16 protein-coding genes are annotated in these 14194 nt (G+C 61.6%); 4 read left to right on the top strand and 12 right to left on the bottom strand.

Features of this window, described 5'->3' with window-relative positions; translation table 11 throughout:
- Positions 1–777 (top strand): HvfC/BufC N-terminal domain-containing protein, encoded by a 777-nt coding sequence (locus tag AC13QO_RS10710; protein ID WP_488540624.1) that lies wholly within the window; start codon positions 1–3, stop codon positions 775–777.
- Positions 774–1271 (top strand): DoxX family protein, encoded by a 498-nt coding sequence (locus AC13QO_RS10705; RefSeq protein ID WP_285193402.1) that lies wholly within the window; start codon positions 774–776, stop codon positions 1269–1271. Before AC13QO_RS10710 ends, AC13QO_RS10705 begins: the two co-directional genes overlap by 4 nt.
- A gap of 139 nt (positions 1272–1410) precedes the next feature.
- Here the strand turns inward: AC13QO_RS10705 and AC13QO_RS10700 are convergent, their stop codons facing one another.
- Complete coding sequence (locus AC13QO_RS10700) at positions 1411–1731, bottom strand: ATPase inhibitor subunit zeta (protein WP_176536333.1); 321 nt, start codon at positions 1729–1731, stop codon at positions 1411–1413.
- Positions 1732–1897: 166 nt separating this feature from the next.
- Positions 1898–3154 carry an arsenic transporter gene (locus AC13QO_RS10695; protein ID WP_085776895.1) on the bottom strand — a complete coding sequence of 419 codons (1257 nt, stop codon included), beginning with the start codon at positions 3152–3154 and terminating at the stop codon, positions 1898–1900.
- A 212-nt stretch (positions 3155–3366) separates the two neighbouring features.
- On the opposite strand from AC13QO_RS10695, the gene AC13QO_RS10690 reads away from it, so the two are divergent.
- Positions 3367–3594: a hypothetical protein gene (locus tag AC13QO_RS10690; RefSeq protein ID WP_184457179.1), complete on the top strand. Its 228-nt coding sequence runs from the start codon at positions 3367–3369 to the stop codon at positions 3592–3594.
- A gap of 76 nt (positions 3595–3670) precedes the next feature.
- On the opposite strand, the gene AC13QO_RS10685 is transcribed toward AC13QO_RS10690, so the two are convergent.
- The gene (locus tag AC13QO_RS10685; RefSeq protein ID WP_488540623.1) at positions 3671–4264 is read right to left on the bottom strand and encodes a TetR/AcrR family transcriptional regulator; all 594 of its coding nucleotides are present in this window, start codon (positions 4262–4264) and stop codon (positions 3671–3673) included.
- A gap of 131 nt (positions 4265–4395) precedes the next feature.
- Between AC13QO_RS10685 and AC13QO_RS10680 the strand changes: the two genes are divergently transcribed.
- Positions 4396–4788 (top strand): RidA family protein, encoded by a 393-nt coding sequence (locus AC13QO_RS10680; protein ID WP_488540622.1) that lies wholly within the window; start codon positions 4396–4398, stop codon positions 4786–4788.
- Positions 4789–4824: 36 nt separating this feature from the next.
- On the opposite strand, the gene AC13QO_RS10675 is transcribed toward AC13QO_RS10680, so the two are convergent.
- From AC13QO_RS10675 to AC13QO_RS10635, 9 genes are all read right to left on the bottom strand, one after another.
- Positions 4825–5763: a dihydrodipicolinate synthase family protein gene (locus AC13QO_RS10675; RefSeq protein ID WP_488540621.1), complete on the bottom strand. Its 939-nt coding sequence runs from the start codon at positions 5761–5763 to the stop codon at positions 4825–4827.
- 10 nt (positions 5764–5773) lie between these two features.
- Entirely contained in the window at positions 5774–6727 is a 954-nt protein-coding gene (locus tag AC13QO_RS10670) for an ABC transporter ATP-binding protein (RefSeq protein WP_488540620.1), read from the bottom strand.
- Complete coding sequence (locus tag AC13QO_RS10665; RefSeq protein ID WP_488540619.1) at positions 6724–7743, bottom strand: ABC transporter ATP-binding protein; 1020 nt, start codon at positions 7741–7743, stop codon at positions 6724–6726. Before AC13QO_RS10665 ends, AC13QO_RS10670 begins: the two co-directional genes overlap by 4 nt.
- Before the next feature lie 8 nt (positions 7744–7751).
- Complete coding sequence (locus AC13QO_RS10660; protein ID WP_488540618.1) at positions 7752–8669, bottom strand: dihydrodipicolinate synthase family protein; 918 nt, start codon at positions 8667–8669, stop codon at positions 7752–7754.
- Between the two features lie 19 nt (positions 8670–8688).
- The gene (locus tag AC13QO_RS10655) at positions 8689–9564 is read right to left on the bottom strand and encodes an ABC transporter permease (protein WP_488540617.1); all 876 of its coding nucleotides are present in this window, start codon (positions 9562–9564) and stop codon (positions 8689–8691) included.
- Between the two features lie 3 nt (positions 9565–9567).
- The gene (locus AC13QO_RS10650) at positions 9568–10527 is read right to left on the bottom strand and encodes an ABC transporter permease (protein ID WP_488540616.1); all 960 of its coding nucleotides are present in this window, start codon (positions 10525–10527) and stop codon (positions 9568–9570) included.
- Between the two features lie 96 nt (positions 10528–10623).
- Complete coding sequence (locus AC13QO_RS10645; RefSeq protein WP_488540615.1) at positions 10624–12210, bottom strand: ABC transporter substrate-binding protein; 1587 nt, start codon at positions 12208–12210, stop codon at positions 10624–10626.
- Positions 12207–12938 (bottom strand): FadR/GntR family transcriptional regulator, encoded by a 732-nt coding sequence (locus tag AC13QO_RS10640; RefSeq protein ID WP_488540614.1) that lies wholly within the window; start codon positions 12936–12938, stop codon positions 12207–12209. Before AC13QO_RS10640 ends, AC13QO_RS10645 begins: the two co-directional genes overlap by 4 nt.
- A gap of 197 nt (positions 12939–13135) precedes the next feature.
- Complete coding sequence (locus AC13QO_RS10635; RefSeq protein ID WP_488540613.1) at positions 13136–14143, bottom strand: LacI family DNA-binding transcriptional regulator; 1008 nt, start codon at positions 14141–14143, stop codon at positions 13136–13138.
- Positions 14144–14194: the final 51 nt, after the last annotated feature.

The raw sequence follows: 14194 nt of genomic DNA, 5'->3' as shown, positions 1-14194 counted from the left end.
ATGGATTTCGCAACCTGCCAAACTGCCTTCGCCGATGCCTTGCTGCATGCCGACCGGCCGGTGCCCGACGGCGTCATCAACGCACGCGGCAAACCCGACACGGTGCGGTTTGCCGTCTACCGCAACAATGTGTTCGTCGGGCTCACAAAGGCATTAGCGCAACGCTTTCCGGTGACGGAGAGGCTCGTTGGTTCGGAATTCTTTCTGGCCGTGGCGCGCGCCTATGCCCAGGATCACAAGCCGTGCTCACCGCTGATCATGCAATATGGCGACGATTTCCCGGATTTCATCGCAACTTTTGAACCTGCAAGAGCGCTTGTTTACCTGCCCGATATCGCCCGGCTCGAGGCGGCCTGGACAGACGCTTACCACGCCCCCGACAGCGCGCCTCTCGATCTTGCGGCATTCAAAGCCGTGACGCCGGAGATGCTTTCGGACTTGCGGCTAGTCCCACACCCATCGGCGCACCTGATCCAGTCAATTTTTCCGGTTGGTTCGATCTGGAGCGCACATCAAGAGGAGATGGTTTCGCCGGTCTCCGATTGGCGTGGGCAAGCGGTCCTCGTCGCACGACCGGAAATGTCGGTCAATGTTCATGTCCTGCCACCGCGCGACGCCATCTTTGCAGCCGCCTTGTTCAACGCCGCCACTCTTGGCGAGGCGGCAAAGGCGGCATTTGCAGCTGCCCCCGCATTTGATTTCGGAACGGCGCTGGTCGGTCTCGCCGGTCTCGGCGCGTTCAGCGCCCTTCAACAGTATAAAGGAAACTCCACATGAAAACCGAAGTAGCCCCTTCGCACGGCTTTGGTGCTGCCGCTGCCTCCTTCGTCACACGCGCTGAAGCGCTGCTCGCTTCCGTTCCCAAGTCGTTGCCACTGCTGGCATTGCGTTTTGCGCTGGCTATTCCTTTCTTCAAGTCGGGGCTGACGAAATGGGACGGCTTCCTGACGCTTTCATCGGGCGCACGATATCTTTTCGAGGAGGAGTTCAAGCTTCATATATTCGGCAGCGCAGTTGCCTACCCGTTTCCTCTGACGATGGCGACGGCCGCCGGAATTGGAGAATTGGTCCTGCCAATTCTGCTGATCCTCGGCCTGGCCACACGCTTTGCTGCTCTCGGTCTGCTGCTGATGACGGCGATTATCCAGCTCACCATCCCGGATGGCTGGGCGAATTTTCATTTGCCCTGGGCGGCAATGGCGCTGGCATTAGTCGTGTTCGGTGGCGGCAAGATCGCGGTTGATCCGTTTGTCTTGCCGCGCCGCAAATGACGCGGCAACCAGACGCCTCATTTCCCCGAGGAGGCGCTCAGCTGGCATGAGGGCCTGCGCCGGACGGGAAGAGACGGTCATGAGAGTCTTTTCCGGCACGGAAGTGCCGGCAGGCTGGCGCACATCGCCCGGAAAGGCTTCAGCCGGCTTCGTCGAGGGACCTTGCCGCTTCAAGCAGAAGCTGCTTCATTTTCTCGCGAACAGTCTGAGCGCTGATAGCGACGTCTGCATATTGCAGGTCGCTGAGAATCTTTCTGAAGACGTTCTCATCGCCTGACTCCAGCAACCCGGCGGAAATGACTTCGTCGAAATAGACGTCGAAGTCGGTTCGTCCGATGAGCTCGGCCGCCCAGCGTGCCAGCATCCGGTCGCGCCTCGCCTGGATATGGAACGAACGCTCAAGCTTCACGATGTACTCTTTCTCGAGTGCTTCTTCACGCTCGTCGATGATGCCCATCATCGATCCTCCCCGCTGAATGGCCGTCAGGCGTTCCAATGTGTCGCATTCGCTGCGCAAGTAAATTCTTGCTTCGGAAACTGCCTGCATGAAGGCCGCTCGCGCCATTTTAGCAGATAATTGTGTAGATCCAAAAGGTTAGGGCGGCATGCGTCTCGCCTGTAGGCACTTAAAACAGGAAGAGCGAGCCCAGAGACAGAACGAGTGCCGGGAACATGACGACGGTTCCGAGTTTTAGAAAGGTCCAGGCGCCGATATGCAGGCCCTCGCGGCGCAGGGCAGACAGCCACAAGATCGTCGCCAGCGAGCCTGTCACCGACAGATTGGGGCCGAGATCGACGCCGATCAGCACGGCGCCGGCGATCTTGTCGGAGACACCGGCGGCCTGCACCACGCTGCCGGCAAGCAGGCCGGCCGGAAGATTGTTCACGAGGTTGCAGATTACGCCGACGAGCAGGCCCGCCACGCCGATCGCCTGCGATTGCGAGAACGAGGCAAGCGCAGCCAGCTGATCGGAGAGAATGTTCGTCAAGCCGGTGTGATCGAGCGCTTCGACGATGACGAACAGGCCGGCGACCAGCGGCAGAACGCTCCAGCTGATGCCCTTCATCGTCTCGGCCGGGCTTTGCCGCGTCAGCATCAGAACGATCGTGGTGGTGATCGTGCCGGCGACAAAGGTCGGCACGCCGAGATCCACATGCATGGCCGAGGCCGCGATCAGAACAATGGCCGTCAGCAGGATTCCCCATCCTGCCAGGCGGGCGCTGCGGGAGAGGGGTGGCCGCTGCGTGTCGGCGGCAAGAGTGTCTTCTGCAAGGGCGCGGCGCTGCGTCCAGTAGAGGCAGAGGAACGTGGCGACGATCGAAATGATCGACGGCAGCATGAATGTCGACAGCCAGCGGGAGAGCGGCGGCATGTCGCCGCCGGCAAAGATCACCAGATTGGCCGGATTGGAAATCGGCAGGACGAAGCTCGCGGCATTGGCGATGAAGGCGCAGATCAACAGATAAGGCATCGGGTCCTTGACCCGCGCCGTGCGGCAGGCGGCATAGACGGCGGGCGTCAGCACCACGGCCGTCGCATCGTTGGAAAGAAAGACGGTGACAACCACGCCGACGAGATAGACCAGCACGAAAAGTCGCCGGGGTGACCCCTTGGCGTAGGCAATCGCAATGGCGGCGATCCAGTCGAACAGGCCTTCGCGCCGCGCAAGTTCCGACAGCAGCATCATGCCGATCAGAAAGAGGTAGACATCGCCGCCCTTGGCGACGCCCGCCAGGGCATCATGGGGTCCGAGCAGGCGGAAGGCGAGCAGGAGCAGGGCGCCGAAGACGGCCCAGATCGCTTCCGGCCACCGAAAGGGACGGACGACGACGCCCATTGCAGTGAGGCCGGCGATCCCCCAGGTCATGGCATGTTCAGTCATTTGCAAATCGCGTTCGGTTGGGGCGCGGCAGAACAGCCGCCAAGGTTGATGCAAGAGCTTTTCGGCGATCGAATACATGTTTGGCCGGGCAGTGACAAATCCGTTTAACCTGAAAAGCCGCAAATGCCAGAAGCAGCAGCTCAATCGGCCAACGGAACAATCACAGCAGGATCTGGTTTAACTCGCACCACGTATCTCCGGCGGAGGTGACGATGTGGGCAGTTCTGATTGGTGCCGCTCTCATAATTGGTGGCCTTGTTTTTCTCTTGCGGCCGACGCTTCGCCGAAAGCCGAGTGATCCGCACCTGATGCCGCAAGGCGGCGCCACGCTCGAACCTCGGCGCCAAGGCCTGAGATTTCTCAGCTTGGCGCGGAACTGGCCGGCGCTGGTTGTCATTGCGGTCGGTGCTGTTTTTCTGGTTTTCGGGAGCTACTGGTGACAGACGACAGTGTTGGCCCACTCCGCACTGCTCTCTTCCATCAAGATTCCCGATTTGCCGCCAGTATATCGCAAGCTTATGCGGACGCCTTGAGAAGGCCCGCGGCCAGGGCGCCGAAGGCCTCGACAGCTTTCGGTAGCACATGTTCCGGCTCGTCACTGGCAGCGATCCAGAGGGCGGCATTGAGCGCGGCGCCGTTGAGCAGCCGGGCGGCTGCTTCCGCGTCGACCGGCTTGAGGGCTTCCTGCGCGGTAAGGCGCTCGATTGTCTGCCTGGTTGCCTGAAGACAGCTGCTCTGACTCGGCCATTGTGAAGGATCACCGAGGACAGCAGGCCCATCGAGCAGGACGATGCGCTGGACTTCCGGATCAAGCGCCATTTCGATATAGGCGGCGCCCTCGGCGAGCAGGCCCTGCCAGTCATCGCCCGCACGGGTGCCGATCTCCTTTGCGCGCGACGCCATTTCCGTGTCGATCTGATCGACAACGGCCGCAAGCAGCCCGCGCTTGTCTCCGAAGTTGTGATAAAGCGCTCCCCGGGTCAGGCCGGCTTCGGCAGTCAGCTCATCCATCGAAGCGGCCGCGTACCCTTTTTCGGCAAAGGCTTTTCGCGCGGCCGCGATCAGCTTCACGCGATTTTCCTCCATCGTCTCGCTGCGTTTCCTTGCCATCTCATCTCCAATCTCACATACGAAACGTATATGAACTTGACATACGATGCGTATGCGGTTTACTACACATACGCACCGTATATCAAAGGACGAGGCGGTGTCCAATCAACGATAAGGAAGCGAGATCGACAATGACCCGACGCGAAGCAATATTTCCGGCAGACAGGCATGCTCTTTACGAGAAACACGGCTATTCGGCCGCCATCCGAACCGGCGACCTTCTGTTCGTCTCCGGCCAGGTCGGCAGCCGTTCCGATGGAACACCTGAACCGGACTTCCAGCGCCAGGTCCGGCTCGCTTTCGAAAACCTCAAGGCGACGCTGGAGGCTGCAGGCTGTACCTTTGACGATATAGTAGATGTGACGACGTTCCATACCGATCCCGAGAACCAGTTTGAAACGATCATGGCCGTCAAGCAGGAGATTTTCAGCAAGCCGCCCTATCCGAACTGGACCGCGATCGGCGTGAACTGGCTGGCGGGCTTCGATTTCGAGATCAAGGTCATCGCCCGCATTCCGGCATGATCCCGCACGCATCGCGCCCGGTCTGCATCGTGTCAGCTACCGAGCGAAGAGCTCTGGGATGATCATGCGCGCGCGATCGCGCAGCCTTACCGCTTCTTGCTCATCAATAAAGCGGTAAGGCCAGCGCAGCCTTGTGGTGACCGGACCCCAGTCGCCGATCACAGCGAGCAGTTTGTCGAGCGCGGCATTGGAATAGCCGCGGTTACGGCGAAACGGCACGATGTGATCGTCCATGAAGGCGCAGATGCGGCTTTCGATATCAAGCGCTGCTTCGAGATCCCGGTGCATCAGCTCTGTCCAGGCCTGAGCGCCGCGGGGATGAAGACAGGCAACATTCGAAAACGCCCCGGCAGCGACTCCCTGCTTCATTCCGGTTGCGAGATGGTGGCCGGGAATGAACAGCGAAAATTCGGAAAGATGCGCTCGTGCCTGCGCATACCAGGCGTCGTCTCCATCGGCGATCTTCATCCCGACCACTGAAGGGCAGGGGCCGCAAACCTCGCCGAGCTCGGCTGGCGACAGGACACGTTTCGCATGCGGGGGATTGTAAAGGATGAGCGGGATTCCTTCCGCCGCCTCCGACGCGCGCTTCAGGAAATCGGTGGCTTCGAGATTGGTGAGCGGCCACCAGTCGGGAAGGATCACCTGGATCGCCAATGGCTTATGAAGAGTTGCGCGGCGCAGCCGATCGAGCATGATGATCGGATCCGGCTGACAGGCGCCGATGACGAACGGCATTCCGGCCGCGCGGCAACGCGACGCCAGCACGTCCTGAATTTGCTCGTACTCCGTTTCCGTCTGGTTGTGGAATTCTCCCGCCGTACCGTTCGAATAGATGCCGTCGACCCCGGCGGCGATCAGTATGTCGCTTTCCTCGGCGAGCTTTTCGAAATCGATGCTGTCGTCTTCGGCGATCGGCAGCAGCAGGCTGGCCCAATTGCCCGCGATCGGGTGGCGCCGAGTTGTGGTGGTCATCGCACGTCCTTCAATCCAGGTCATCACGGATGCAGGCCTTGAAATGCCCGGGCTGCATTTCGCGCAGCTCCGGCACGGCCTCGCCGCAGGCGGGCAGGGCACTCGGACAGCGCGTGCGGAAGACGCAACCGCTCGGCGGATCGGCGGGGCTCGGGATATCGCCCTTCAATATCTGGCGGTCGCGTCGCGCATCGGGATCGGGCGAGGGGATCGCGGAAAGAAGCGCCCGCGTATAGGGATGCAGCGGCCTGGCATAAAGCGCGGCACTGGGCGCGATTTCCATGATCCGTCCGAGATAGAGGACGATCACCCGGTCGCAGATATATTCGACGACGGCGAGGTCGTGGCTGATGAACAGCATGGTCAGGCCGAGACGTTGCTGCAGGTCGCGCAGAAGATTGATCACCTGCGCCTGGATCGAGACGTCGAGCGCCGACACCGGCTCGTCGGCGACGATGAATTCCGGCGCGAGCGTCAGCGCGCGGGCAATACCGATCCGCTGCCGCTGGCCGCCGGAGAACTCGTGGGCGTACCGGTTGACGGCCTCCGGCGGAAGATCGACCTGTTCGAGTGCGGCGTGGGCGCGCTCCAATCTCTCTCTTGCCGTCCCCAGGCCTTGGATATTCAATCCCTCGGTCAGGATTTCGCCGATCGTCATGCGTGGCGACAGGCTCGCGAACGGGTCTTGAAAAATATATTGCATCCGGGGGCGCAGACGCCGCATTTCGGATGAGGACAAGGTGGTGAGTTCGATGCCGTCGAAGCGGACGCTGCCGGCCGACGGCTCGACCAGCCGCAGGACCGATCGGCCGATCGTGGTCTTGCCGCTGCCGGATTCGCCGACCAGCCCGACCACCTCGCCCTTGCCGATATCGAAGGATATGTCCTGCAGGATGGTCAGCCTGGTCCCGCGGGACGTATAATGTTTCCCGAGGTCGCGGACGGAGAGAAGTGGCTCGCTCATCGGATCTCCTGCCAGCGAATGCAGCGGCTCTTGTGGCGCGGATTGATGTCGGCAAGCGGCGGCACAGCCAGGCGACAATCGTCGATGGCAAATTTGCAGCGCGGCTGGAAGGCGCAGCCGGCGGGCATGTTCATCAGGCTCGGCACGATGCCTGGTATGGCCGCCAGCCTTTCACCCGCCTGCTTCATCCGGCTGGCATCGCCGAGCTTCGGCATCGAGGCCAGGAGGCCGATCGTATAAGGATGTCTCGGATTGCGAAAAACCTCGCCCACCGGCCCGGTTTCGACGATCCGCCCGGCATACATCACAGCCACCCGATGCGCGATCTCGGCGACGACGCCCAGATTATGGGTGACGAAGAGCATGGCCATGCCGCGTTCGCGCTGCAGCGTCTGCAGGAGGGCCAGAATCTGCGCCTGGATGGTGACATCAAGCGCTGTCGTCGGCTCGTCGGCGATCAGCAGCGTCGGGTCGCAGGCAAGCGCCATGGCGATCGTGGCGCGCTGGCGCATGCCGCCGGAGAGTTCGTGCGGATATTGACCGGCGCGGCGCCTGGCATCGGGAATGCCGACGCTGTCGAGAAGGGCGACGGCCGCATCCATTGCGGCCTTCCGGTCCGCCCCGCGATGAATACGGATCGGCTCCGAAATCTGGTCGCCGATCGTGTAGACGGGGTTGAGGCTCGACATCGGCTCCTGAAAGACCATGCCGATATCATTGCCGCGAATGGCGCGCATGTCCGGTTCGGCGAGCGAGACGAGGTTGCTGACCGTACTATTCTTGCGCCTCAAATGGATGCTGCCGGCGGCGATCGCACCGATATTGCGGGTCAGAAGCCGCATGACCGAAAGACTGGTGACCGATTTGCCCGAGCCGGACTCGCCGACGAGAGCAAGCGTCTCGCCGGCAGCCACCGTCAGATCGATACCATTGACCGCCGTCACTTCGCCCGAGCGGATGCGGAAGACGGTCCGCAGCCCTCTGACGTCGAGAATGGTGTCGGCGGTTTGTTGCATGGCATCCATCAGGAAAGCAGGCCGGTCGCGCGGAGGATTTCGTCGATCCTTGCCGTTTCGGCCTCGTTGAGAGCTGCCCGCGGACGCGGCATCAGCGCCGTGTCGATGATGCCGAGGCGCTTCATCGCCGCCTTGAAGGCGCCGATGCCGGCGGCGCCGCCGCTGACGCGGCTCGCGCCGACTGAGACGATCTCGAACAGCCGGCAGAGGCGCTCCTGCTCCTTGCGGGCCGCGACCCAGTCGCCGCGCTGGGCGGCATCCCAGAGCCTGACGTAACCGTGCGGATCGACATTTGCGATGCCGGGCACGACGCCATGGGCGCCCATCTGCAGCGCCGTATCGACGACGATTTCGGAGCCGGTCATCAGGAAGACGTCCTCGTTGTCGGCGAGATCGAGCAGCACGTAACGGAAATTGCCGTCGTCGCCGCTCGAATCCTTGATGCCGATGATCGTTCCCTCCTTGGCAAGCGTTACGTTGGTCTGGCGCTGCAGTTTCACATGCACGCAGACGGGGATGTCATAGGCGATCAGCGGTACGTCGACAGCATCGCGGATATAGCGGAAGTGATCGATGATCTCGGCCTGGCTGGTGACCGTGTAGAACGGCGCCGTGACGACAACCGCGTCGGCGCCGGCCGACTTCGCGGTCCCGGCATGGTTGATGACCCGGTCGGTGGTTGGATCGATGACGCCGACGATCAGCGGCACGCGACCGTTGATGACTTTGGCCGAATGCTCGATGATGTCCTGCCGGGTCCTTTCGTCGTGGAAGATCACCTCGCTGGTCGAGCCGAGCACGAAGAGGCCATGGCATCCGGCCTCGATAAGATTTTCGAGCACCCGTGTATAGGACAGGTAATCGACCGTGTAATCCTTGTTCAGCGGGGTTATGACGGGAGGAACGACACCCTTGAATTTGCTCATTTTCGCTTTCTTTCGATCGTCAGTTTAATTCGGCGCGAGGGTCGAAGGCGTCGCGAAGACCATCGCCAATGAAATTGATTGCAAGCACGGCAAGCACCAGGAACCCGCCGGGAAACAGCCACTGCCAGGGGTATTGTTCGAGCACGGCGGTGGAGCGGGCGGCATTCAGCATGTTGCCCCAGCTTGCCGCCGGCGGCGCAATGCCGAGCCCGAGGAAGGAAAGGCCGGCTTCGAGCAGGATGGCGTTGGCGATCTGCAGGGTCGCGAAGACGACGAGGATGTCGATCGAGTTCGGCAGTCCGTGGCGGAAGAGGAGATGCGGAAGACCCGCCCCCATGCCTCTCGCCGCCATCACAAAGTCGCGTTCACGAAGTTCGAGCAGCCGCGAGCGCACCATGCGCGCCAGCAGAGGCCAGGAGAGAAGGGAGATGACGAAGACCGTCGGCCAGATGCCGGTGCCGGCGATCGAGGCGAGCACCAGCAGGAAGATGACCGGCGGCAGCGTCATGACGAGATCGACGAAACGCATCGTGACTGCGTCCGCCCAGCGGCCGGCAAGCGCCGAGACGGCGCCGACCAGGAAGCCTATGATGGCGGAAATGACGGTCGAGGTGAGGGCCACCAGCAGCGAAATGCGGCCGCCGTCCAGGACCCGGGCGAGGATGTCGCGGCCGACCCCGTCGGTGCCGAACCAGTGTGTCGGCCCCGGCGGCGCATTCATCGCGATGAGATCGATGTCGTTGGGTTTGAAGCTCCACCACAGCGGATAGGAAAGGATCGCGACGATCATCAGCGCGATGATGCAGAGGCCGAGCAAGGCGGTCCGGTTGAGCAGGAAGCGATGCAAGGAGCGTAGGATCGGGCCCGGGCTGCGGGCAGGGCATCGTGCCAGCATCGCTCAGCCCACCTTGATCCGCGGATCGACCACCGCATAGGCAAGGTCGGTCAGAAGATTGACGAGGATGACGCAGGCGCCGATCACCAGCGTCGAACCCATGATCACCGGATAGTCTCGGCCCTCCACCGCATCGACCATGAGCAGGCCCATGCCCGGCCAGTTGAACACGCTTTCGATGAAGATCGCGCCACCGATTGCAAGGCCGATGGTCGAGCCGATCAGCGTGATGACGGGAAGCAGCGCATTTCGCAAGGCGTGTTTGGTGATGACCCAGAATTCGAAGACGCCCTTGGCGCGCGCGGTGCGAACATAGTCCTGGTTCAGGACCTCCAGCATCGAAGCGCGCATGTAGCGCATGATCAGGGCTGTCTGCGCGACGGCCAGTAATGTCGCGGGCAGGATGAGGTGATGGAGAAGGTCGGCGACGGAAAATTCATGGCCGGGCGTCAGCATGCCGCCTGATGGCATCCAGTTGAAATAGACCGAAAAGAAGTAGAGTCCGACAAGGGCGCTGAGGAAGGGTGGACTGGAAATACCGGTGACTGCGAAGACTGAAAGGGACAGGTCGGCGACGGAATTGCGGCGAACCGCACCGACAATGCCGGTGGCGATGCCCGCAACGATCGCGATCGCAATCGCCGATCCCATCAGGAGCACTGTCGGGCCGACGCGCGAGAGCACGAGGCCGAGCACCGGCTGGTCTGGTCGCTTGATCGAATAGCCGAGATTTCCCGTCAGCGCCTGCCGCAGCCAGCCAAGATACTGCACCGGCAGCGGCTGATCGAGTCCGAGCGTGGCGCGCAGCTCGGCCAGATCCGACGACGACATCGGAATATTGGGATCGATATAGGCGTCGATCGGATCGCCCGGCGTGAGGCGCAGCATGGCGAAGATCAGCACGCTCAAGGCAAGCAGCATGCCCACTCCGATCAGCAGACGCCGGAGACTGTATCTCAGCATGAAATCCGTTCCCGTGCGGGCGGGCCACTGCGCCTCGAAAGACGCGTGGCGCTACCGTGACCCGGCCGCCCTTTGCTTCTCAGGATGCGTGACGCCCTATTCGGCGATCGCCCATTTCTCCGGATGCGCCTGATAAGGGCCACCGCCGGGAGCAGGCGTCCAGATGAAGTCCTTCAGCCTGGCGGAGGCGACGCCATAGCGTTTCGCCACCCACAGCGGACCCCAGGGCAGTTCCTTGTTCATCACCCTGCAGACTTCCTGGTAGCGACCGTCGCGCTTTGCAGCATTCGTCTCGCCAAGCGCTGCGTCGAGAGCAGCCGTCAGCACCGGCATGCGCACGCGCGCGACGTTCGGGCCGGCCGGCGGGATCTGCTTTTCGTTGAGGCCGACATTGATGCTGCCCGGATCCGGGCCGTTCTGAAGGCCGGCATAGACCATCTGGAACTGCGCGATGTCGGGCGTGGGGTTGAGCACGATGCTGTTATAGGTCGGCGTGTCGACGGCGCGCGGCGTGACGTTGATGCCGACCTGGGCGAGCATCGCCTGGACCGCGGCCATGACATTGGCGGCAAGCGGCGTCGTGTAATAGGTCAGAAGGGTGATCGGCTTGTTGCCGTTGATCTCGTCCCAGCCGGCTTCCTTCAGCAGTTGCTTGGCCTTTTCCGGATCATAGGCATAGGTCTCGATGCCTTTCGGCACCACCTGATCGGCGACATAGGCGCAGTTTGCCGGTTCGGCGGCGCCGCCGTAAAGGCTCTGGATGATCGCATCGCGATTGATCGCATACATCACCGCCTGACGGACCCGAACATCCTTCCAGATGGGTGAGTCGTGGTTGAAACCGAGATAGTTGACGACGAAGGAATTGCCTTCGATGACGCGGAAATCCTTATTGTCGTTGAAAGCCTTCAGATCGTTTGAATCGACGTAGGTGAACTGGATCTCGCCGGCGCGCAATGCGGCGATCGCCGCTGCCGGATTGGCGAAATAGCGGTTGATGATCTTTTCGAGCGCCGGTCTGCCGCCCCGGTAGTCGGTGTTGGCGACAAGTTCGACATATTGATCGGTGACATACTTGCTGAACTTGAACGGCCCGGTGCCGACCGGCGCCGTGGACCACCACGTATTCTTGGCGAGCTGATCGGCTGGGATCTGCGAAAGCGCGTGCTCCGGCAGCATCATCACCTTCGTCAGCGTGTCCATCAGGCTTGCGGACGGGGCCGAGAGCTTGATGACCAGGGTCTTGTCGTCCTTGGCCTCGACCGAGGAAACGGCATTCAGCCGCGCCGCCAGAACGGAGCCGGTCTTGGCGTTCTTGGCGAGCTCGAAGGTGAACTTGGCGTCCTTTGCCGTAAAGGGCTTGCCGTCATGCCATTTCGCATCGGCGAGCATGAAGGTGTAGGTCAATTGGTCGGGGCTGACATCGTAGGACGAGGCGAGCTGGCCGACGACCTTCTCGAGCTTCTCGTCATAGGCCACTAGCGGCTCGAAATAGACGCTGAGCCATGTGAAGCCGCCCGTCGCGGCGAGCGGATTGAAATTGCCCTGGAAACCACCAGGCCCGACATCGAAGCCGCCCGACAGCGTGGCCGCCTGCGCGGGGCCTGTGAAAGCCGGGGCGACGGTCGTCGCCATCAAAGCAGTGAATGCGATGGCCGATGATAGTGTTTGCAGTCGTTTCATTGTGCTCCTCCCAGATTTGCACTTTTCTTGTTGGCTGCGATCACCCGGGAAATGCCGTCATAATGGCGATCCAGGCGCTTCTGCGCTTCCGCAACGTCCTTCGCTTCGATCGCGTCGACGATCGCCGCGTGATCCCTCCAGGTGGCGACGGGGTCGACATTGTCGAGGTTGACGAAATCGGACGCCTTGTAGAAGGCGAGCCAGAACACATCGATCAGCCGGGCAAGGGTCACGTTGTTCTGGCAGCGGAAGAGCAGGTTATGAAAAAGCTGGTCTTCGTCGGCAAAGGACTGCCCACGTTCCGCATGGATCCGCATGCGCTCCACCGTTGCGCGCAATTCGGCGATATCGTCGTCGCCGATCAATTCAAGCGTCTTGCCGATCAGCCCGACTTCGAGAGTCCGGCGGATCTCGATCACTTCTTCGATCTGGCGCAACGCGCCGCCGAGGCCATAAGCGAGATTGTCGAGCAGCGGCTCGAATGAGAACGCCTTCACGAAGATGCCGACACCCCGGCGCGATTCCAGCACACCCAGCGATTCCAATGCCTTGATGCCTTCGCGCAGGGAATTACGGCTGACGCCGAGCTGGTTTGCCAAGTCGGATTCAGCCGGAAGCAGCGTGCCCGGTTTCAGCCCGTTGTCGCTGATATAGGCGCGCAGGCTCTCCTGCACGGAGACGTGAAGAAGAGGCGCACGGGTAAGCGGCTTCATGGATTTCAGCGGCATGCCTTGTCATTCCCGTCTGCGATGAAGATGCCACAGACATATCCACTTGTAGGATATCCGTCAAATGGATTCGTCCGCTGCTGGAGTGTCAGCGGTAGGCATGGTGGTGATCGGAGGATTGCCGCCCGTTGCGACAGATCCGCGGCTTGTGTCCGAGTGAATGGCGGAAGACTAAACGAACGGCCTGCCGCCGACCCTCAGTCGGGTTGCGGTGGAGCGGTCGTTTCCCCCTGCGAAAGCGCGCAGGCGAGCAAGATGGGATGTCCGATGCCGGGCGTCGGTTGCTTGTTCAAAAGAACCGCGACTGCCGCAGCAGCGATCTTTTGGATCGGCTGTTTGACGGTGGTCAGCCGCGGCGTGGTCATGCTCGCGAGCGGGATGCCGTCGAATCCGACGATGGAAAGGGCTGCGGGTATCGGTATTCCCAGATCATGTGCCGCTCTCATGCAGCCGATCGCCTGCTGATCCGAACTTGCAAAGATCGCGGTCGGCCGTTCGCTGCGGGCGCGTGCCAGCAGATAGTTTCCCGCCGATCGTCCGCTTTCATAATCGAAAGCCGCCTCGGCAATCAGCGGCGACCCTATTTGTCCGCCGTCGTCGGGCTGCCCCATGGCGTCGAGGTAACCTTTGAGGCGATCGTTGGCAGGCACGGAATGTCTGGGGCCGGAGATGAAGCCGATGCGGCGATGACCAAGCTGCAAAAGATGCTCGACGCCGAGACGTACGCCCGCGCGGTGGTCCGAGGCGATGCCGGAATATCCGGGCATGAGACGGTCGACGACGACGATCGGCAATCCCTTCGGCAGCTTGAGCGTATGGAAATCATTGCTGGGAACGAGGATGATGCCGTCGACTTTCCGGCTTGTCAGCTGCCCGATCCGGTCTGCTTCCTTGGCCGCATCGTCAAAAGACGTCATGACGATGATGTTGTAGCCATGGCTTGCCCCAGCCTGTTCGGCGGACTGCACGAGTTCCGAGAAGAACGGATTGGTGAGATCGGGAATGACGATGCCGATCAGGCGGCTGACCTTGCTGCGCATGCTTCGCGCCGACGGGTCGGGCATATAGCCGAGCTCGTCGATAATGCGTCTGACGCGTGCCCTCAGCTCATCGGACACGGCGGGGTGGTCATTCAGGACTCGCGAGACGGTCCCGGTGGAAACGCCGGCAAATTTGGCAACGTCTCGAATTCCGACCTTTGGCATAATGGAAGAACATGTCCCTTCATTTCAGTCTCGGGGACGTGGAGGCACCCG

Source organism: Rhizobium sp. CNPSo 3670, from assembly GCF_057784555.1.
This window is presented reverse-complemented; position numbering and strand designations above follow the sequence as displayed.